Origin of the sequence: Methylovulum miyakonense HT12, assembly GCF_000384075.1 — a bacterium.
GTDB classification, from domain to species: domain Bacteria; phylum Pseudomonadota; class Gammaproteobacteria; order Methylococcales; family Methylomonadaceae; genus Methylovulum; species Methylovulum miyakonense.
This window is the reverse complement of sequence record NZ_KB913025.1, coordinates 1,326,213-1,345,150: the sequence shown is the minus strand read 5'-3', so window position 1 is coordinate 1,345,150 and position 18,938 is coordinate 1,326,213. Positions and strand designations below refer to the sequence as shown.

The following is an 18,938-nucleotide window of genomic DNA, read 5'->3' as shown; positions in this document are numbered from 1 at the left end:
GCGCATTGCCGAAACGCCATGCGTCAGCGTCTAGCCCGAAAAAAATCCCGCAATAATTCCCCGCAAGCCTCCTCCAGCACCCCACCTTGCCAGTCGACGCGGTGGTTCAAAAATGCGGCGTCAGCCAAAGACAAAGCATGGCAGACGGCGCCGCGCTTAGGGTCAAACGCGCCGAACACCAGCCGCCCGATCCGCGCATGGCTGATCGCGCCCATGCACATGACGCAGGGCTCCAAGGTAACGTAAAGGGTTGCGCCCATCAGGCGGTAGTTTTGCAAGGTTAAGCCCGCTTCGCGTAAGGCTATGATTTCCGCGTGGGCGGTGGGGTCATGGCGGGCTATCGGGGTATTCCAACCTTCTGCGACACAGTGGCCTTCCTTGACCACCACCGCACCGACGGGCACTTCGCCTTGGTCTTGCGCACGTTGGGCCAAACGGATGGCATGGCGCATCCAAGCCTCATCGTCCTCCTTTGCAAATGGAGGGCGGGATAGGCTTATTCCCATTCAATGGTCGCAGGTGGCTTGCCGGAGATATCGTAAGTCACGCGGGAGATGCCCGCGACTTCGTTAATGATACGGCGGGAAATCAAATCCAAAAAGTCATAAGGCAAGTGCGCCCAACGCGCCGTCATAAAATCAATCGTCTCCACAGCACGGATGGCGACCACATAATCATAACGCCGGCCATCCCCCATGACCCCAACCGACTTGACGGGCAGGAACACCGCAAATGCCTGGCTGACTTTGTCGTACAGATCATGGCGGTACAGCTCTTCAATAAATATCGCATCGGCCTGACGCAGCAGATCCGCATATTCTTTTTTGACTTCGCCTAAAATCCGCACACCCAAACCAGGGCCCGGGAAGGGATGGCGGAAGACCATTTCAGCGGGCAAGCCCAATTCCAAACCAATTTTTCTGACTTCGTCCTTAAAAAGTTCGCGCAATGGCTCGACCAGTTTTAAGGCCATGTTGTCCGGCAAACCGCCGACATTGTGGTGGGATTTGATCAAATGCGCCTTGCCGCTTTTCGCCCCGGCCGATTCAATGACATCGGGGTAAATCGTGCCTTGGGCCAACCACCGGGCATCGGTCAATTTGGCCGCCTCCTCGTCGAAAATTTCAATAAACAAGTTACCGATGATTTTACGTTTTTGCTCAGGGTCGGCCACGCCCGCCAACGCCGCCAAATAACGCGCTTCGGCATTGACGCGGATGACTTTCACGCCCAAATGTTCGGCAAAAATGGCCATGACCTGGTCGCCTTCGTGCAAGCGCAACAGGCCCGTATCGACAAACACGCATGTGAGTTGCGTACCGATGGCGTTATGCAGCAGGGCCGCGACGACCGAGGAATCGACCCCGCCCGACAAACCCAAAATCACCGCATCGCTGCCAACTTTGGCACGGACGGCCTGGATGCTGTCATCAATGATATGGCCAGCTGTCCATAAGGCTTCACAGCCGCAAATGTCCAAGACAAAGCGCGACAGGATACGCCCGCCTTGTCTGGTGTGGGTAACTTCCGGATGGAACTGCAACGCGTAAAAACCTTTGTCTTCATGGGCGATGCCGGCTATGGGCGCCCCTTCGGAACTGGCGATCATGATAAACCCGTCAGGCAGTACGGTGACGCGGTCACCGTGGCTCATCCAGACATCCAGCAAACCATAGCCTTCAGGCGATAAATGGTCTTCAATGCCATTGAGCAATTTGGAATGCCCACGGGCACGGATTTGCGCATAACCAAATTCCCGGTGGCTGGAACTTTCAACTTTCCCGCCCAACTGTTCCGCCATGGTTTGCATACCATAGCAGATGCCCAGCACGGGCACTCCCAGTTCAAAAACGCAAGCCGGGGCACGGGGGGTATCGTCGCTAGTGACGGTTTCCGGGCCACCAGATAAGATAATGCCGTTGGGGGCGAAATTTTGCACTTCCGCAGCGCTACATTCGCAAGAATAAATTTCGCAATAAACGCCAATTTCACGGATGCGGCGGGCAATCAGCTGGGTATATTGGGAACCAAAATCCAGGATCAGGATTTTGTGGGCATGGATGTCGGTTGATGGTCTCGTCACGGTGGCACTCGTTTCGGTTGGATTAGGGAGGGGGCTGTTTGTAAATGTTCTGTAAATAAAAAGGGGTTCACAAGAACCCCCTCAATTAATTCGTGATGGTTACCACGCTAGCATCAAAAACCGGACAACCTGTATCTTGTTTTTACGCTAACTTGCGCCACGCGACTTAGCGGATGACGTGATGCCCACGACCGCCCATGCAATTATTATAGGCATTTTTATAACGCTCTTCCGCACTAAATCCTTGTTTGGCGGCGCCGCCCAAACCACCCGCCGCTGCGCCTATGGCCGCACCCATGCCAGGGTTTCCGGTAAAGGCACCAACCACTGCACCACCTGCACCGCCGACTAGACCACCTACACCCGCCCCTATCATCGTCTCTTTTGCAGTACCACCAGATGATTGGGAAGCCAGCTGCTTACACTCTGCCATATCTTGATTGATCCGGAAGGCATTGGGGTCATTGTAGGAGTCAACAGTGGGTGTCCAGCCAGTTTGGCTCGCACAACCTGAAAGTAACAGGACTCCAGCAAAAGCAATATTGATTGATAATTTTTTCATATAATTTCCTTTATCGTTAATTAAATAGCGGTTCCAGTTTATTTTAGTCATCGTGAATAAAACCTGAATTTTATCAGGTTATCCCTGCCATCATAAGCTGAACTTGGGAGATATTTTATCGGACACAGTTCATTTAGTTTCAAATTTGTCTACTATTGCCCAATATTGGCCACAAATTTTTTCTCATCCAATAAATTGGCGTTTTCATCGGTCAACTTGACCGTCCAACTGCCGACGGCCTTTTCATCCAGGGTTTTGTGCGTGCTAACCCGCCAGCGCTCGGCAGCAATCAGCAAGGGCTCTTTAGCAACCGAAACGCCGTCATGCAGCCATTCATGATAGATTGTTTTGCCGGCCATGTATCTCAATTCCGTAAAATAATATACCGTGACTGGCTTTGAAGGCCTAATAACCAAGGATCCGGCTATTTTATTGACGGGTTCTTTATCCGTGATGCCCGTAGTGACCACTGCCCGACGGACTCGTGGCGCATCTTTTGCCAATGGCCCAGAGGGCAGGGCATCGCTTAGCGCAGGCTGCCCGACACTGGTTTCAGGAGACGGCATATTTTTGACGCTTGCTACGGGCATTTCAATCTGGGCCGGGGCTCCAGGTGAAACTTGGGGGACGGCACTTTCCCCTTCTTTTTCCACAGCAACCTCTGCCACAACAGGCTGCCGGCCGTCACCACCGAACACATAAACCAGCAACACAATCAAACCAATACAGGCGCCAGCGGCCAAACCAATGCGCGGGACATTCCATACCGTGATCACTTGGGCGTTTGGCGATGAATCCTCATTTGCTTTCGAAGCAGTCGGATATCTGACTTTAATCACCAGATTTTTTTTCTCAGCCATAAAATCACCCACCGTCAGTTGTCAATTAAATATTCCAATACCGCACACCGTTTTTTACAGGAAACTATAGTGCAAACAATTCGCGCATTTTTTGGCCGGGACTATCCGCCCGCATAAACGCCTCGCCAACTAAAAAGCCGTAAATATTGTTGTCCAACATAAGCCGCACATCCTCCGGAGTGTGTATACCACTTTCTGTAATGATGATGCGGTCAGCCGGAATCCGTCCTTGCAAATCCAAGGTAGTTTGCAAAGAGGTTTCAAAAGTGCGCAGATTACGGTTATTGATGCCCAGCAAACGGGTATCCAATGTCAGCGCCCGCTCCAACTCCTCTGCATTATGGACTTCCACCAGCACATCCATGCCTAGCTTTGTTGCCGTATCTTCCAGTTCGTGCATCAGGCCGTCTTCAAGGGCCGCGACAATCAGCAAGATGCAATCGGCACCCAAAGCGCGGGCCTCGTAGATTTGGTAAGGGTCGACCATAAAATCTTTCCTTAACACGGGCAAGGGGCACCGCTCCCTGACCATTTGCAGATACACTTCAGAGCCTTGAAAAAACTCCTTATCGGTCAGCACCGACAAACAGGCCGCGCCATTCATCGCATAATCTTGGGCGATGCTGACAGGCTCAAAATGCTCACGGATAACACCTTTGCTGGGCGAAGCTTTCTTGATTTCAGCGATTATCGCCGGCTTTTTTGCAAGCACCTGACGGCCCAGGGCATCTGCAAACCCCCGCGGGCCAGCGACAGTCGCCGCCATATCTTCCAGATTGGCAACGGTCATGGACTGCTTGCGTTTGGCGATTTCAATGGCTTTTTGGTCAAGGATTTTTTGTAAAATATCGGGGGGGGCGCTCATCTTGCAGTTATCCTGGGGAGGTCAAGATCGTGCCAAAAGGCATGATCTGTTAAGAAGTGTAGGTAAAAATATGTCCACTCCGTATCAATCACGGGGACACCAAATTCATAAAAAACTACGGCCCAAATTTTAGGCCGAGGTAAGGATTCGGTCAAAACCGCTGGCTAAATTCAACCAGGGCCGCCATTTTCTCACGCGCCGCACCACTGGCAATGGCTTGCCGGGCTTGATCTATGCCCATAGAAATGGAAGTGGCAAGGTTGGCGGCATAAAGCGCGGCTCCGGCATTTAACAAGACAATGTCCCTTGCGGCGCTTGGTCGATTGTCCAGCACGCCTTTAACCATGGCCAAACTGGTTTCCGCATCAGTGACCGCCAAACCATCCAGGCTAGCGCGTTCCAAGCCAAATTGTTCCGGTGTGACGGTATAGGTGGACACTTGCCCGTCTTTCAGTTCAGCAACGCTTGATGCGGAGGCTATGCTCAGCTCATCCAAGCCGTCATCGGCATGGACAACCAACACATGCTGGCTACCGAGCTTTTGCAGCACTTGCGCCAAAGGCACCAGCCATTCCTTGCCAAACACCCCGACCAATTGGTTCGGCGCGGCGGCCGGATTGACTAGCGGCCCCAAGACATTAAACAGCGTCCTGACCCCCATTTCTTTGCGCACTTGACGGGTATGCTTCATCGCGCCGTGATAATTGGGCGCGAACAAAAACCCTACGCCTAAGGTGTTGACGCATTGCGCCACCTGGTCGGCGGTCAGGTGCAGGTTGACCCCCGCCGCTTCCAGCACATCGGCGCTGCCACAACGGCTGGATACCGAACGGTTGCCGTGCTTGGCGACTTGCGCGCCAGCGGCGGCGGCCACAAAGGCACAAGTGGTGGAAATGTTGAATGTATTTGCGCCATCACCACCCGTACCGCAGGTGTCGATGACATTTGCCCCGTTGACGGTGACCTTATCCGCCAACTCGCGCATCACTTCGGCGGCGGCGGCGATTTCATCAACGGTTTCGCCCTTGCAACGCAGGGCGACCAAAAAACCGCCCAGTTGCGCGTCGGTGACATTGCCGCGCATGATCTCGCCCATCACCCCGCGCATTTGCACGAGGCTAAGGTCTTGACGGTCCAATACCGTTTGCAGGGCTTCCCTAATGTCCATCTTACCTATCGTTTAAGGCGCAACCAGCGGTTTTGGGCGTGAAAAATTAGGCTCTTTAGGCGGCACGTTTTCTTGTAAGCAATGGTAAGCGGCGTTTTCGTATTTGATCCTTAACGACTGGGGATTTTCATGCTCGGTGAGAAATTTTTCCGCCTCTTGCGCCGTCAAATCCTTCATTAAAAACGTCGCTATGCAGGTGCATGGCCGCTCAAAACGCTTACCGTCGGCGTCATTGTTGCCCGAATTATGCATTTCCCTCGCCACACACTGCTTGGCAAATTCTTCCTCAAACTTTTGTTTTTCGGTGTTGGTGACTTTTGCCTCACCCGAATGGTCGAAAGGGTTGGGGTTATGGGTCGCTTTAGGCCGCGCCGCCTCAGTTTTTTCTTTGTCATCGGAACAACCCGGAGCCGATATGGCCAACACACCGCAGACTATCGCCGCAATAATCGTTTTTGGGGTCAATTTTATAGTTTTCATAAGGTATTAACGCATCGAATAAAGTTAAAGGACGCACTGCTTACTTACAGCCTATGCCTGTGGCTTAAACAGGAAAGCCCGAAACTTTATCATTTTATTCAGCTACATTCTACTTTCTTGCGCGTCCCCCTGCGGGCGGTATTTACAGATACGTTTTTTAAGGTTACTAAATACACTGGCTAACCGTATAATAGAGAGTTATTCAATTGTTTGTTAGGTGTGGTTTATGCAAATTATTCAGGAAGCGCTCACGTTTGATGATGTTTTATTGGTCCCTGCGCACTCAACTGTGCTGCCTCGTGACGTAGAACTGAAAACCCAACTGACCCGTGCCATCACGCTCAATATTCCGCTGGTTTCTGCGGCCATGGACACGGTCACCGAAGCCCGGTTGGCCATTGCGATGGCCCAGGAAGGGGGGATCGGCATCATCCACAAAAATATGACCGTCGAACAGCAAGCGCGTGAAGTGCGGCATGTAAAAAAATACGAAAGCGGGGTCATCAAAGACCCGATTACGGTATCCCCTGACACCAGCATACGCGACGTCATAAAACTGACCCGCGCAAAAAACATTTCCGGCGTTCCGGTTGTGGTCGGCGATGAATTGGTCGGCATTGTCACCAGCCGCGACCTGCGTTTTGAAACGCGCTTTGATGAGGCGGTCTCCAAAGTCATGACCCCAAAAGACCGGCTGATTACCGTCAACGAGCACGCAGACCCTAAAGAAGCGGTGGCTTTGCTCCATCAATACCGTATCGAAAAAGTGCTGGTCGTGGATAACGCCTTCCACTTACGGGGCATGATCACCGTCAAAGACATCCAAAAGGCCAAAGATTACCCGCAAGCTTGCAAAGACAGCCAGGAACGCTTGCGGGTCGGCGCGGCGGTCGGCACGGGCCCGGATACTGACGAAAGGGTTGCCGCCTTGGTTGCCGCTGGCGTTGATGTCATCATTGTCGATACTGCCCACGGGCATTCGCAAGGCGTTTTGGATAAAGTCCGCTGGGTCAAACAAAATTTCCCTGAAGTGCAAGTGATCGGCGGCAATATCGCCACCGCCGCCGCCGCTTTGGCATTGGTCGAAGCGGGCGCGGATGGCGTTAAAGTTGGTATCGGGCCGGGCTCCATCTGCACCACGCGCATTATCGCTGGCGTTGGTGTGCCGCAAATCACCGCCGTCAGCGATGTCGCCGACGCGCTGAAAGGCACGGGCGTGCCTTTGATTGCCGATGGGGGCATCCGTTATTCGGGAGACGTTGCCAAAGCTTTGGCGGCAGGGGCGTATGCGGTGATGTTGGGCAGCCTGTTTGCCGGTACGGAAGAAGCACCGGGCGAGGTGGAACTGTACCAAGGCCGTTCGTACAAATCCTACCGGGGAATGGGCTCCTTAGGGGCAATGTCACAACAGCAAGGCTCCAGTGACCGTTATTTCCAGGAATCCAATGCGGTCGAAAAGCTGGTGCCGGAAGGCATTGAGGGCCGTGTGCCCTATAAAGGGAGCTTACTGGCGGTCATCCATCAGTTATTGGGCGGCATCCGTGCCAGCATGGGCTATACTGGCAGCCAAAGCATCCAAATGATGCATGAAAAAGCCCAGTTTGTCCGCGTGACCAGTGCCGGCATGCGCGAAAGCCATGTCCATGATGTGACCATCACTAAAGAAGCACCGAATTACCGGGTAGAATGACCTTGCCTTCAACTTGCAAGGTGCCCTCAATCACCTTGCAAGTATGCCCCAGAATAGCAACAAGGCCCAAACTGCGTTACTATCCGCCCGAAGCTGCGCAACGCCTGTTTAACCCAGCAGCCAGCCTTCCAAACCAAGCCATAACCCCCTCCGGATAATAACCTAAAAGCTTATCCTTAAGTTCGCCGCCAGCCCTGCTTATGACACAGGCCATACACTATCCCGCGGCGCACAAACCGTATTTGTTTTAAGCCGTACCGTATGAATATAATGCACCCTGCGCTTAGCGTAACCTGGACGGGACGGACTTGAGCCCCCCATCCCGGCATTTACGCCCGGCTTATTTTACCAACCACCTGATCAAATCAGACTTTAGGGTACGCGACATGGGGATTCTCAGCCTATTGCTCTGGACTCCCGCTATTGGCTGCTTATTGCTGATATGGGTTCCCGGACAGAACAGTTATCAGATACGCTTAATCGCCAACTTGGTGACGATGGTTAGCGTAGCGCTCAGCGGCTGGATGCTGGCCCAGTACGATGCCCATGACCCCACCCTGCAGCTGGCCGAATATTTCGCCATCAACCCCGCATTTGGCAGCGCTTATTCGTTGGGCGTTGACGGCCTGTCCATGCCCTTGTTGGTGCTTTGCACCCTGTTGTCTTGGGTCGCCATGTTGGCCTCGCTCAACGTGTCCACCCATATCAAGGCCTACCATCTGTGCATGCTGTTGTTGGAATTCGGTATGCTGGGCGTATTCCTCGCCCAAGATTGGGTGCTGTTTTATATTTTCTGGGAGCTCACCTTAATCCCCTTATTCTTCCTGATTGGCCGTTGGGGCGGCAACCGCCGCCATGCCGCCAGCCTGAATTTCGTCTTCTATACCCTGGTTGGCTCCGTGTTCATGTTGATCAGCCTGCTGGCGATCAGCCAATACCATCTTGAACACAGCGGATCGTTGATCACCGCGATCCAGAATTCGGCCAGTACCATGCCCGTCCAACAGCAGGTGTGGGTGTTGCTGGGCTTCTTGATTGGCTTTGGCATCAAATTACCGATTTTCCCCGCGCACGGATGGCTACCCCTGGCGTTCGTCGAGGCGCCAGCGGGGGTGAGCATTTTGCTCTCTGGCGTGCTGTTGAAAATGGCCGCTTACGGGCTGCTTAGGGTGCTGATTATCCTACCGGAAGCGGCCCATATCTTACAGCCCGTACTGGTGTTGCTGGCACTGGCAGGCATGCTTTATGGCAGTTTGCTGGCTTGGCGGCAAAGCAACCTAAAAGCCATGGTCGCTTATGCCTCCATCAGCCAAATGGGCATCGTTTTTTTAGGTATCAGCAACCTGAACCAAGCGGGCATCAACAGCGCGATATTGCAAATGCTTGCCCACAGCCTCACCGCCGGGGCGTTGGTGTTGTTGTCCGAGCAATTATTCAAACGCACCCTCAGCCGTCAAATCCAGGATTATGGCGGCCTAATAAAACCCATGCCGCGCTGGTCCGGCCTAATGGTTGTCAGCTTATTTGCCGCCATGGGCTTGCCTGGAACCGTTGGTTTTATTGCCGAGCTTCAAACCCTGACGGCTTTTTACCAACAGTGGGGATGGTTATGGGTCTTTTTAGCCCTAAGCCTTCTGATCACCGCCGCTTATTCCATCCGGACCCTCGGCGTGTTGTTTATTAGCGCAACGCATGCGCCCCGCCTGCCACTCAACGATATACGCCTGCCAGAAGGCCTGGCGGCAGGTGCGTTGGTCGCCGCTATCGTGTTACTGGGCTTATTCCCAGCCACGTTGCTCGACTTGTCTGCCGGCACCGTTGCCCAGATGCACCGTTTGCTTAACTTTCAGGCATTGTAGGCCCAACCATGCCAGACCTTAGCGAAAAATCTGCCGAATATAGACACCATGTCATTGATATTGTTTATGGCCTTTCAAAAGCCCACGCCTTAGACCAGCACCCTTTTCAAGCGGGGCGGACTTGGGACGGGACGGAAGCGCGTTACCGCCAAAATTATCAACAATGGCGCATCACCGACAGCGACGTGTCCGCCGCCATCCGCCGCCACTTGGCTGCGCAGGCAGGACAACAGGTCTGTGGCCTCGAGCAGCAGGTTGTCACCTACCAAGACATCTACCGCATCGCGCTCTTATATGCTTTACCCGCCAGCGGTGACAGCCAAGTTATCCGCTGCCATGATGGAGGGCCGACGTCCGGGGCAACGCCACCGGAAAGTTTTTACCATCAGCTACGGAATGAGGTTTGCGGATCTGTAGGCGCCCATTCATTATGGGCGGGCCTAAGCCAAAAACTGGAATTGCCAACGGCCTTGCTGCCGACAGAAGCTGAATTGACGAAAGGCTTACTGGCTGAAAACGGCAATATCCACAATACCCTACGGCAGCTCGCCAGTGACGGGCTAAACAGGATGCAAGCCAATTTGGGTAGCCTGTACACCCTGCGGGGCTTGGTGCAGGCCTTGGGCGGCGTTGATATTCTCGAACAGGTCAATCCTCAATTGCAGCATATCTGTGCTTCATTGCTTGATATGGAACAGGGGGAGTGGTCGATAGACGCGCATCAAGGGCTAGGATTATATGGGCTATGGCGGAAATTGGCGCGCCAGGATGCAAGCCTTTTTTTACATCAGCTGCCGGATTGGCAGAACATTATTGCCGAACTGCCCGACGATGCGGCCACAACGGTTGCCCTGCAACTGCAAAGGTTCGACATCCCCATCGGGCAATGGGAAGCCTACCTGCAACGCCTAACATCGGAGCTTCCTGAATGGGCAAGGCCCCTTCCCTGTAACAATGCCTTGACACCTGCATTAACGGACTTTTTAGCGATACGGCTGACCCTAGACAGGCTTTGGCTCAATCAAGTTTGCCATGACATCTGGAAAATTGAGGCCAAAACCAGCTCCTTGCAAGGCTATTTCCGTAAGAACCTCTCGGAGTTCTGGGTACGCTTACAACTTTACCAAGGTTTGTTACCCGAATACCTGACCCAGCAGGCCGAAGCCCTAATCATCCGCTCCGGCTCTGAACGCCAATGCCGCACCGACTGGCAACAGCTCGCCGACCTGATCCTGACTAGGCAACGTAACTTAACGGAAGCCCAATGCCAAGAAAACAACATCTGGCGGCTGTACCGCCTATGCCAACACCTAGGGCTTAACGCCACCCATGTCCAGGCCTTGGACAAAACCGACTTACACGCCATGCTGTCAGTGCTGGACGGTTTTAAGACGGCTGAACATCAGGCGGTTTGGCTTTATGCCTACGAAAACCATGTTAGGCAGGCATTGCTTGCGGCCCTGGGTCAGGATCCAACGGCCAGCACCTCCGGATGGCCCAAGGTACACGTTGTTTGGGGCCATGATCCCGGCCTAAAAAACACCGTGGCCACCAACGGTTTTACGGCCATTAACCCTCCACAGCCCCCCCACAAGGCAAATGCCTTCCCGCGGGTACGCCCGTCGACCTATGCTTTCCATCAGCACCCTTTACTGGCTTATCTATGGACGTTCATCCATGCGCCGCTGGCCTTAGCCTATACCTTAACCAGAATTTTATTCCCCGGACCGCCAAGACAAGAACTCCCAGCGATCCCCAAAGCAACCATCGCCCCCAACGATCCCCTCCCGCACACTGCGGATGGGAGTGACGTCCCCGTAAAGGCCGTCGCTAATTTTCTACGGGCAGCTGGCTTAACCGGGCAATTCGCTGATTTCGTGGTTTTAGTGGGATCCGATCCGGCGCATACTGACCCAAATGGCCTGGACCCAAAGCTTAATTTCCAACAAATTGCAGCATTCGCCAATCAGCCCGAGACACGGATATTGCTGAGTTTACAAGGTATTGTCATCCCGGCAGGAACCCGGTTTATCGCCGCCTATTACGACCGTGCGGACGCCACCTTAGGCTGGCATGGCCTTGATGAAATGGCTCCGCGCCCAGACAAATGACCAGAGCCGCCTCCCATCACAAACATTTTCTGTATAAAAGTAGTTTTTAACAGAAACTTATGAATCCATGCCCCCATTTTCCTGACAGGATTAGGGCATCGTTGATATAGCCTGTCCATCAGGACATAAATTGGATTTTTTCTGGTAGCATAGCCACGCCGGGTTCAAACTCGCTCTCTTACTTACCAAACCATCCGGCAGACCAACTGTTTTTCATAAGACCTAGAATAAAGCCAATTGCCCATACCTTCAGGAATGCCCTATGACCGATAAACCACCCCATAATAGCCCCGAAGACAACGGCAACCTAACGCCAGAACAATACAGCATCTGCCGTTTAAAGGGCACGGAACCGCCATTTACCGGCAAATATGTCGATTGCAAAAAGGCCGGCATTTACCATTGTGTGTGCTGCGGCAACCCATTATTCACATCAGAGACCAAATACGATTCCGGATCGGGCTGGCCGAGTTTTTGGGACGTGCTGTCCGGCACCAGCATCTTAGAGCATGTTGACACCAGTTATGGGATGCGCCGGGTCGAAGTCACCTGCCAAAGCTGTGCGGCCCATTTAGGCCATGTCTTCACCGACGGCCCGGCTCCTACAGGCTTACGCTATTGCATCAATTCAGCATCGCTTGATTTACACGAAGCCCCATGAACACTGACCTACAAACCCAAAAATTGCTGGATTTTATTGATGCCAGCCCTAGCCCTTGGCATGCCGTAGAAAATATTGTCGGGCAACTCCACGCCTTTGGTTTTGAAGCCTTGGATGAAACCGCGCCCTGGGCATTGCAAGCTGGCGGGCGTCATTATGTTGTACGCGATGGCTCGTCCATCATTGCCTTTGTGTTAGGCCAACAACCGTTATCAGCTTCCGGCTTTAAGATCGTCGGCGCACATACTGATTCGCCGGGGCTGCGCATCAAACCCAACCCTGTCAATTGGTTGGATAGTTTTGTGCGCCTGGGCGTGGAAATCTATGGCGGGCCGATTTTGGCGACGTTTGCCGACCGTGACTTAAGCTTGGCGGGGCGTATCAGCCATAAGACACCGCAAGGGCAAATTGCCAATACCCTGGTGCGTTTTGACCAAGCCTTGCTCAGATTGCCCAATCTGGCTATCCACTTGAACCGGGGTGTCAATGATGATGGCCTAAAACTGCACAAACAAAATGAGCTGCCCCTGCTCTTAACGCGTTGGACAGAGGAGCAGCTGCCGCCGGATTATTTTTTTAAACTGCTGCAGGAACAAGCGGGCATTACTGGCCAACAAATCCTGGCTTGGGACTTGGCTGTTTATGACACCCAGCCAGGTGCCTTTTGGGGAATAAACCAGGAGTTTTACACGGACAGCCAATTGGACAATCTGGCATCCTGCCATGCGGCATTGGCCGCCTTACTTGACGGAGCAGTGCTTGATCATGAAAACACGCAAGTTTGTGCGTTTTTTGACCACGAAGAAATCGGCAGCGAAAGCCATAAAGGCGCGGCTGGCAGCTTCCTTTCCGATATCCTGAGCCGGATCGCCCTTGCCACCCAAACCGGACAACAAGCCTACCTCCAAGCACTTGCCCGGAGCATCATGGTCAGTGCCGACATGGCACATGCCTACCACCCCAATTTCCCGTTGGCTTATGAACCTGAACACAAGGTCATCGTCAATAACGGCCCGGTCATAAAAGTGAACGCCAACCGCCGTTACAGCAGCGAAAGCGGTTCAGAGGCCTTATTTGCCAATTGGTGCCAAGAATCCGGCGTCCCTTACCAATATTATTCGCACCGTTGCGACCTCCCTTGCGGAAGCACCATAGGCCCGATAGTATCAGCCAAGTTGGGCATACGTTGCGTGGATGTCGGCAATCCTATGTGGGCCATGCACAGCATTCGTGAAAGTGCGGGGGTACTAGACCACAATTACATGATTTCGGTGCTCAAAAGGTTTTTTTGTGACCCATAATGTGGCTATACTTAAGAACCTGCTTTAAAAGTGCCGCAGTTGGCTTGGACACCAGATGTGCGGGGCCGGAAACCCCCGTCGCGCATGAGGGTCCGGGCAACCCGCAACCTGGCAATCGGGTCGCGTAGCAGCTTTTAACACACCTTCCTAACAAATTATCTCATCAAGGTTGGCCATTGCATTATCTATCCTTCGATTACCTGTCCCGCCGCTGGGGTACGATAATAAACATCATAAAATGGCTATGGGTTGTCCTGTCTTTAGGCGGCCTGTTGTTTTCGGGGACGCTCTATGCGGGCGACATTGAATATAAAATAAAAGCCGGTTATCTCTATAACTTCACCAAGTTCGTTACCTGGCCCGAAGACACCTCAGCCACCTTTAACATATGCATTTTGGGCAATGACCCTTTTGGCGATTTAATTGACCCCATCGAACAGCGTACGGCCTTTGGCAAGCCGATCAAGCTTCTCAGGCTTGAAAATAACAGCACCCTGGCCAAGATCAGCAAATCGACCTTATGCCATATCCTGTTCATCAGTTCATCCATTGAGACGCCGCCTACGGTCAAGGATGCAAAAAATGTCTTGACCGTAGGCGAAAGCGAACATTTTGCCAGTAACGGCGGCATGATCGGCTTTGTCACCGAGGACAGCCGGATAAAATTACAAATCAACCGGCAAGCTTTTCAGCTCAGCGAGTTAAAAGTCAGTGCCAAATTATTGGAAGTCGCTGAAATCATCGAAGGTGGCAACCATGATTAACAAAATCCGCGACCTCTCCATACATAGCAAACTGCTCCTAACCGTCCTGTTTCCCAGCCTGATTTCCTTGTTGTTTGCTGGCGTGGTGTTGATCGTGCTGGAAACGGCGGAATTTAAAAAAGTCGTCGAAAATGACCTGACTACTCTGGCAACCGTGATAGGCAACCGGAGCGCCGCCGCACTAGCCTTCAGCGACCCTGAATTGGCCAAGGAAAACTTGGCCGCGCTGCATATCCAACCCGCCGTGGAAACGGCCTGCATCTATAACAAGCAAGGCCAAATTTTTGCCCAATTTTTAAAAAGTGCCCTGAACGCCAACTGGGTTTGCCCGCCATTAATTGAGGGGGAGTCCAGCCATTTCGACAACAGCCTATTATGGGTGAGGGTGCCGATCATCACCAAAGGGGATGTTGAGGGCAGCATCCTCGTATACGCCAACTTTGCCGAAGCCTACTCGCGGAAGATTAAGTTTACCCTCGTGGTCTTTTCCGTACTGGCCATCGGTTCGGTCCTTGCTTTCTTTTTGACGGCGCCATTCATAAAACTCATTGCCTTACCGGTAAAAAAACTGGTGACCACGGTTATCGCGATCAGCAATTCCAAAGATTATTCGTTAAGGGCGGAGAAACTTTATAACGATGAGCTGGGGGTCTTAGTCGACGCCTTCAATGACCTGATCATCCGCGTAGAAAACCAAAACCAGGCCATCACGCGGGCCAAAGACCGCTATTTGGCTTTGTACGATGACAACCCGACCATGATTTTCAACCTGACTGAAAACGGCATGATCATGTCCGTCAATCTGACGGGGGCCAATCATTTGGGCCTGAGCGTCAATGCCTTGGAAGAAAGCTCCGTTTTGGATTTTGTGCATCCGGCCGACATCTCCTTAATGCGCGAACTCATCTCACAGTGCCTGACCATGCCCTTGTCAGTCCACAAACAGGAACTGCGGCAAGTTTGTGATAATGGCCGTATTATTTGGGTCAGGGCCACCGCCCGTATGGTCGCTTTCGATGGCCAACAAAACAATTTGCTATTGGTTTGCGAAGATGTCACCGAGACCCATAACCTCAGCCTGCAAATTGCCTATCAAGCTAGCCATGACTCCTTAACCGGGCTGGCCAACCGCATTGAATTCGATAAAGCCATAAAACAGGCGATTACCTTAGCCAGTTCCAATAACTCGGAACACGCCCTGTGTTATTTGGATTTGGACCAATTTAAAATCGTCAATGACACTTCCGGGCACTTGGCCGGCGATGAGCTGCTCCGGCAATTGGGTGACTTGCTCAAAAAACAGTTGCGCCGCAATGACTTCATCGCGCGCTTAGGTGGCGACGAATTTGGCATACTCATGTATTACTGTTCGCTGGAGGAAGCCATTAACACCAGTGAAAAAATACGTAATGCCGTCACGGACTTCCATTTTGCCTGGGAAGGCAGGCGGTTTTCGGTCGGCGTCAGTATCGGCATCGCCTTAATCAAGGACACCAGCGCCAATGCGGTCAACCTGCTTAAAGAGGCCGATGCCGCCTGTTATGCGGCCAAAGATAAAGGCCGCAACCGCGTCCACGTATTTCGGCCTGATGATGAAGAATTGGCGCTGCGGCATGGCGAAATGCAATGGGTACAAAAAATCCATCAGGCTCTGGAACAAGACCTGTTTTGCCTCTACGGGCAACCGATAGCGGGCATTAACAAACCGGATACGAAACTCCATTTTGAAACCCTAGTCCGCTATAAGGACGCCAAAGGCAGCATCATTCCGCCAGGGGCGTTTTTACCCGCTGCCGAGCGCTACAATTTAGCCCCGGCCATGGACAGATGGGTCATCAAGAACCTCTTTGCTTGGATTGCCAATACCCCCAATTTTCTTGACCAACTCGAACTTTGCGCGGTCAACCTGTCTGGCCTATCCCTCTCAGATGAGAGCTTGTTTAACTTTATCATCGAACAATTTAAAACCTGGGACATTCCCACCCATAAAATCTGTTTCGAGATTACCGAAACCGCCGCGATCAGCAACTTGACCAGCGCCACCCGCTTTATCCACCAGCTCAGGGACAAGGGCTGCTCTTTCTCATTAGATGATTTTGGTAGCGGGCTGTCATCTTTTGCCTATTTGAAAAACTTGCCGGTCGATTTTTTGAAGATAGATGGTTTGTTCGTGAAGGATATTCTGGATGATAAGATCGATTTTGCCATGGTGAAGGCCATCAACGAAGTCGGGCAAATGATGGGCAAAAAAACCATTGCCGAGTTTGTCGAAAATGAACGTATATTTAACTTGCTTAAAGAGTTGGGAGTGGATTATGCTCAAGGCTACGGTATCGGCAAACCCGTCCCCTTGCATGATCTCAAGCTGATAATACCTTTTACCCGTGACCCTCAATGAACATCAAGGCCATTAACCCCGCTACCTTTTTAATGCTCTTCTGCTGCGCCTATACCAAGGCAGCCCTGGCTGATGCTGAAGTGGAAGATTATTTTGCGATGTCACCCGCAGAACTTGCCAATATCCCCGTCACCATCGCCACCGGCACCCCCCGGCCCATGTTCCAATCCGCCGCCATCACCAGTGTGATTACCGCTGACCAGATCAAATCCATGGGAGCCACCGAGCTGCATGAAGTGCTGGAAACAGTCCCGGGTGTCCATGCCAGCCTGACGGAAGGCGGTAATGACTATAACTACACGATACGGGGCATAAAAAACACCGCCAATTCGCAAGTGTTGATCCTGTTAAACGGTACGCGCATCACCACGCCCTTTATTGGCACGCTGATGACCGGCACAGAAATGCCAATTGAAGCCATCCAGCGCGTCGAAGTCATCCGCGGCCCCGGCTCCGCATTATACGGTGCCGATGCTTTTGCTGGCGTCATCAATATTATCACTAAAAAAGCGGGGGACATTAATGGTACCCGGGCAGGTGTGCGTGCTGGCAACTGGGATACCCAAAGCACTTGGGGGCAACATAGTGCTGAATTGGCAGGCTGGAACGTGGCCACTAGCCTGCAATACCAACATACCCAAGGCGATGGCGGGCGTATTATGAATGCCGACGCCCAAACGGCATTCGACAACGCACTTGGCACCAATGCCTCACATGCCCCAGGGGCTTTAAATTCACGCTATGAAACCTTGAATGGGCATCTCAACTTACAGCGCAAGCACTGGGACATCGGCTTTTGGGGATTTAATTCCATGGATGCCGGCACACGTGCCGGTGTTGCTAACGCCTTAGACCCCAAGGGCGTCGCTAACGGCGAACAATATTTAAGCGATGTGCGGTTTTCCACAGAGGACTGGCTCGAGGATTGGGAACTGACCGCCCATGCCAGTTACCTGCACACCGATTTTCTCGCGCAATTCCAGGCATTCCCCAATAACGCCAAATTGCCTATAGGCCCCAATGGCAACATCAACCTCTCCAATTTTTCACTGATAAGTTTCCCCGATGGGGTCAACGCCAATGTTGGGCGCTCAGAAAACATCCCGTCCATGGAATTGACGTCCATTTACCATGGCTTGGACCGGCATGTCTTCCGCCTGAACACGGGCTTTCGCTATGAGGAGATTTCGACGACGGAGAGTAAAAACATTGGTACAGGCGTGATAACGGACAATACCCAAACGGTAGTAAACGGACAGCTAACGAACCTGACCGGCACGCCTTTCGTCTACCTGGCTGATACCAACCGCTCAATTTGGTCATTGGTCGCCCAGGACGAATGGCAAATCGCCAAAAACTGGCAACTGACCTCAGGTGTGCGTTATGACAATTATTCTGATTTTGGCGGCACCTTAAACCCGCGTTTAGCCCTAGTTTGGGACATTAATGAACAGTTAACCGGAAAACTGCTTTATGGCAGAGCCTTTAGGGCACCTAATTTTTCTGAACAAGGCACGCAAAACAACCCCGTCGTACTGGGCAATAAACACCTGAAACCGGAAACCATCAACACCACTGAACTGGCTTTTGATTATCGTCCCCTGTTGTCACTGCACACAACGCTTAACGTGTATTATTATGAGATTAACAACCTTATATCCGCCGTGCCAGTGGCCAATGGCTTAAACCAATATCAAAACAACGGCAATCAAAATGGTTATGGCTCTGAATTTGAATGGGAATGGCAATGGAACCAGCAGTGGCAGATAAAAGGCAATTATGCGTGGCAACACGCGACCAATGCCGATACCAAGCAACGCATTACAGGCGTGCCAGAACATCATATCTATGTGGCCTTAGGCTGGCATTTTTCACCTCAATGGCAGCTACAGCCGCAACTTAACTGGATATCAGGGAGAACCCGTAGCCTAAATGACCAACGCCCACTGGATGATTATGAGACCGTTGACCTCACCCTACGCGGTAAAAAATTATTTAAGCACTTAAATCTTGCCGCTTCCTTACGAAATGCTTTTAATGAATACCCTCTTGAACCCGCAACCTTGCAACTGCCACAAAATTTGCCTCTGGCCGGCAGAAGCTTTTATTTTGAAGCCTCCATTGATTTTTAACCCT

General features: G+C 52.2%; 15 protein-coding genes. 8 read left to right on the top strand and 7 right to left on the bottom strand.

Going from position 1 to position 18,938, the window contains the following annotated elements; translation table 11 throughout:
• Window positions 1-23: 23 nt before the first annotated feature.
• From tadA to METMI_RS0106945, 7 genes are all read right to left on the bottom strand, one after another.
• A complete protein-coding gene (tadA, locus tag METMI_RS0106975) occupies window positions 24-506 on the bottom strand; it encodes a tRNA adenosine(34) deaminase TadA (RefSeq protein WP_029151529.1) in 483 nt (160 codons plus the stop codon).
• Window positions 497-2,083 carry a glutamine-hydrolyzing GMP synthase gene (guaA, locus tag METMI_RS0106970; RefSeq protein WP_019865557.1) on the bottom strand — a complete coding sequence of 529 codons (1,587 nt, stop codon included), beginning with the start codon at window positions 2,081-2,083 and terminating at the stop codon, window positions 497-499. The genes tadA and guaA overlap by 10 nt, the downstream gene beginning before the upstream one ends.
• 166 nt (window positions 2,084-2,249) lie before the next feature.
• A complete protein-coding gene (locus tag METMI_RS0106965; protein WP_029151528.1) occupies window positions 2,250-2,645 on the bottom strand; it encodes a glycine zipper family protein in 396 nt (131 codons plus the stop codon).
• A 152-nt stretch (window positions 2,646-2,797) separates the two neighbouring features.
• Window positions 2,798-3,505: a DUF2914 domain-containing protein gene (locus METMI_RS0106960; RefSeq protein WP_019865555.1), complete on the bottom strand. Its 708-nt coding sequence runs from the start codon at window positions 3,503-3,505 to the stop codon at window positions 2,798-2,800.
• A 64-nt stretch (window positions 3,506-3,569) separates the two neighbouring features.
• Window positions 3,570-4,370, bottom strand: coding sequence for an indole-3-glycerol phosphate synthase TrpC (trpC, locus tag METMI_RS0106955; protein ID WP_019865554.1), 801 nt, complete (start codon window positions 4,368-4,370; stop codon window positions 3,570-3,572).
• Between the two features lie 151 nt (window positions 4,371-4,521).
• The gene (gene trpD / locus METMI_RS0106950) at window positions 4,522-5,538 is read right to left on the bottom strand and encodes an anthranilate phosphoribosyltransferase (protein ID WP_019865553.1); all 1,017 of its coding nucleotides are present in this window, start codon (window positions 5,536-5,538) and stop codon (window positions 4,522-4,524) included.
• 12 nt (window positions 5,539-5,550) lie between these two features.
• A complete protein-coding gene (locus tag METMI_RS0106945; RefSeq protein WP_019865552.1) occupies window positions 5,551-6,018 on the bottom strand; it encodes a hypothetical protein in 468 nt (155 codons plus the stop codon).
• A gap of 226 nt (window positions 6,019-6,244) precedes the next feature.
• On the opposite strand from METMI_RS0106945, the gene guaB reads away from it, so the two are divergent.
• The 8 genes from guaB to METMI_RS28130 all read left to right on the top strand — a co-directional run bounded on the left by guaB (window position 6,245) and on the right by METMI_RS28130 (window position 18,934).
• A complete protein-coding gene (guaB, locus tag METMI_RS0106940) occupies window positions 6,245-7,708 on the top strand; it encodes an IMP dehydrogenase (RefSeq protein WP_019865551.1) in 1,464 nt (487 codons plus the stop codon).
• A gap of 308 nt (window positions 7,709-8,016) precedes the next feature.
• Window positions 8,017-9,567: a complex I subunit 4 family protein gene (locus tag METMI_RS0106935; RefSeq protein WP_232215187.1), complete on the top strand. Its 1,551-nt coding sequence runs from the start codon at window positions 8,017-8,019 to the stop codon at window positions 9,565-9,567.
• An 8-nt stretch (window positions 9,568-9,575) separates the two neighbouring features.
• Window positions 9,576-11,678: a putative inorganic carbon transporter subunit DabA gene (locus METMI_RS25350; protein ID WP_019865549.1), complete on the top strand. Its 2,103-nt coding sequence runs from the start codon at window positions 9,576-9,578 to the stop codon at window positions 11,676-11,678.
• Between the two features lie 262 nt (window positions 11,679-11,940).
• On the top strand, window positions 11,941-12,339 hold the full coding sequence (gene msrB, locus METMI_RS0106925) for a peptide-methionine (R)-S-oxide reductase MsrB (protein WP_019865548.1): 399 nt from the start codon (window positions 11,941-11,943) through the stop codon (window positions 12,337-12,339).
• On the top strand, window positions 12,336-13,640 hold the full coding sequence (locus METMI_RS0106920; protein WP_019865547.1) for a M18 family aminopeptidase: 1,305 nt from the start codon (window positions 12,336-12,338) through the stop codon (window positions 13,638-13,640). Before msrB ends, METMI_RS0106920 begins: the two co-directional genes overlap by 4 nt.
• Before the next feature lie 176 nt (window positions 13,641-13,816).
• Entirely contained in the window at window positions 13,817-14,404 is a 588-nt protein-coding gene (locus METMI_RS23325) for a YfiR family protein (protein WP_019865546.1), read from the top strand.
• The gene (locus METMI_RS0106910) at window positions 14,397-16,802 is read left to right on the top strand and encodes an EAL domain-containing protein (RefSeq protein WP_019865545.1); all 2,406 of its coding nucleotides are present in this window, start codon (window positions 14,397-14,399) and stop codon (window positions 16,800-16,802) included. Before METMI_RS23325 ends, METMI_RS0106910 begins: the two co-directional genes overlap by 8 nt.
• Complete coding sequence (locus METMI_RS28130; RefSeq protein ID WP_019865544.1) at window positions 16,799-18,934, top strand: TonB-dependent receptor plug domain-containing protein; 2,136 nt, start codon at window positions 16,799-16,801, stop codon at window positions 18,932-18,934. Before METMI_RS0106910 ends, METMI_RS28130 begins: the two co-directional genes overlap by 4 nt.
• Window positions 18,935-18,938 lie beyond the last annotated feature (4 nt).

What these genes read in the sequence shown, in the direction of transcription:
- msrB (WP_019865548.1), top strand. Translation starts at nt 11,941, where the DNA reads ATGACCGATAAACCACCCCATAATAGCCCCGAAGACAACGGCAACCTA.
- METMI_RS0106910 (WP_019865545.1), top strand. Translation starts at nt 14,397, where the DNA reads ATGATTAACAAAATCCGCGACCTCTCCATACATAGCAAACTGCTCCTA.
- METMI_RS28130 (WP_019865544.1), top strand. Translation starts at nt 16,799, where the DNA reads ATGAACATCAAGGCCATTAACCCCGCTACCTTTTTAATGCTCTTCTGC.
- METMI_RS0106945 (WP_019865552.1), bottom strand. Translation starts at nt 6,018, where the DNA reads ATGAAAACTATAAAATTGACCCCAAAAACGATTATTGCGGCGATAGTC.
- METMI_RS0106965 (WP_029151528.1), bottom strand. Translation starts at nt 2,645, where the DNA reads ATGAAAAAATTATCAATCAATATTGCTTTTGCTGGAGTCCTGTTACTT.
- trpC (WP_019865554.1), bottom strand. Translation starts at nt 4,370, where the DNA reads ATGAGCGCCCCCCCCGATATTTTACAAAAAATCCTTGACCAAAAAGCC.
- METMI_RS25350 (WP_019865549.1), top strand. Translation starts at nt 9,576, where the DNA reads ATGCCAGACCTTAGCGAAAAATCTGCCGAATATAGACACCATGTCATT.
- METMI_RS0106920 (WP_019865547.1), top strand. Translation starts at nt 12,336, where the DNA reads ATGAACACTGACCTACAAACCCAAAAATTGCTGGATTTTATTGATGCC.
- guaB (WP_019865551.1), top strand. Translation starts at nt 6,245, where the DNA reads ATGCAAATTATTCAGGAAGCGCTCACGTTTGATGATGTTTTATTGGTC.
- tadA (WP_029151529.1), bottom strand. Translation starts at nt 506, where the DNA reads ATGGGAATAAGCCTATCCCGCCCTCCATTTGCAAAGGAGGACGATGAG.
- trpD (WP_019865553.1), bottom strand. Translation starts at nt 5,538, where the DNA reads ATGGACATTAGGGAAGCCCTGCAAACGGTATTGGACCGTCAAGACCTT.
- METMI_RS0106960 (WP_019865555.1), bottom strand. Translation starts at nt 3,505, where the DNA reads ATGGCTGAGAAAAAAAATCTGGTGATTAAAGTCAGATATCCGACTGCT.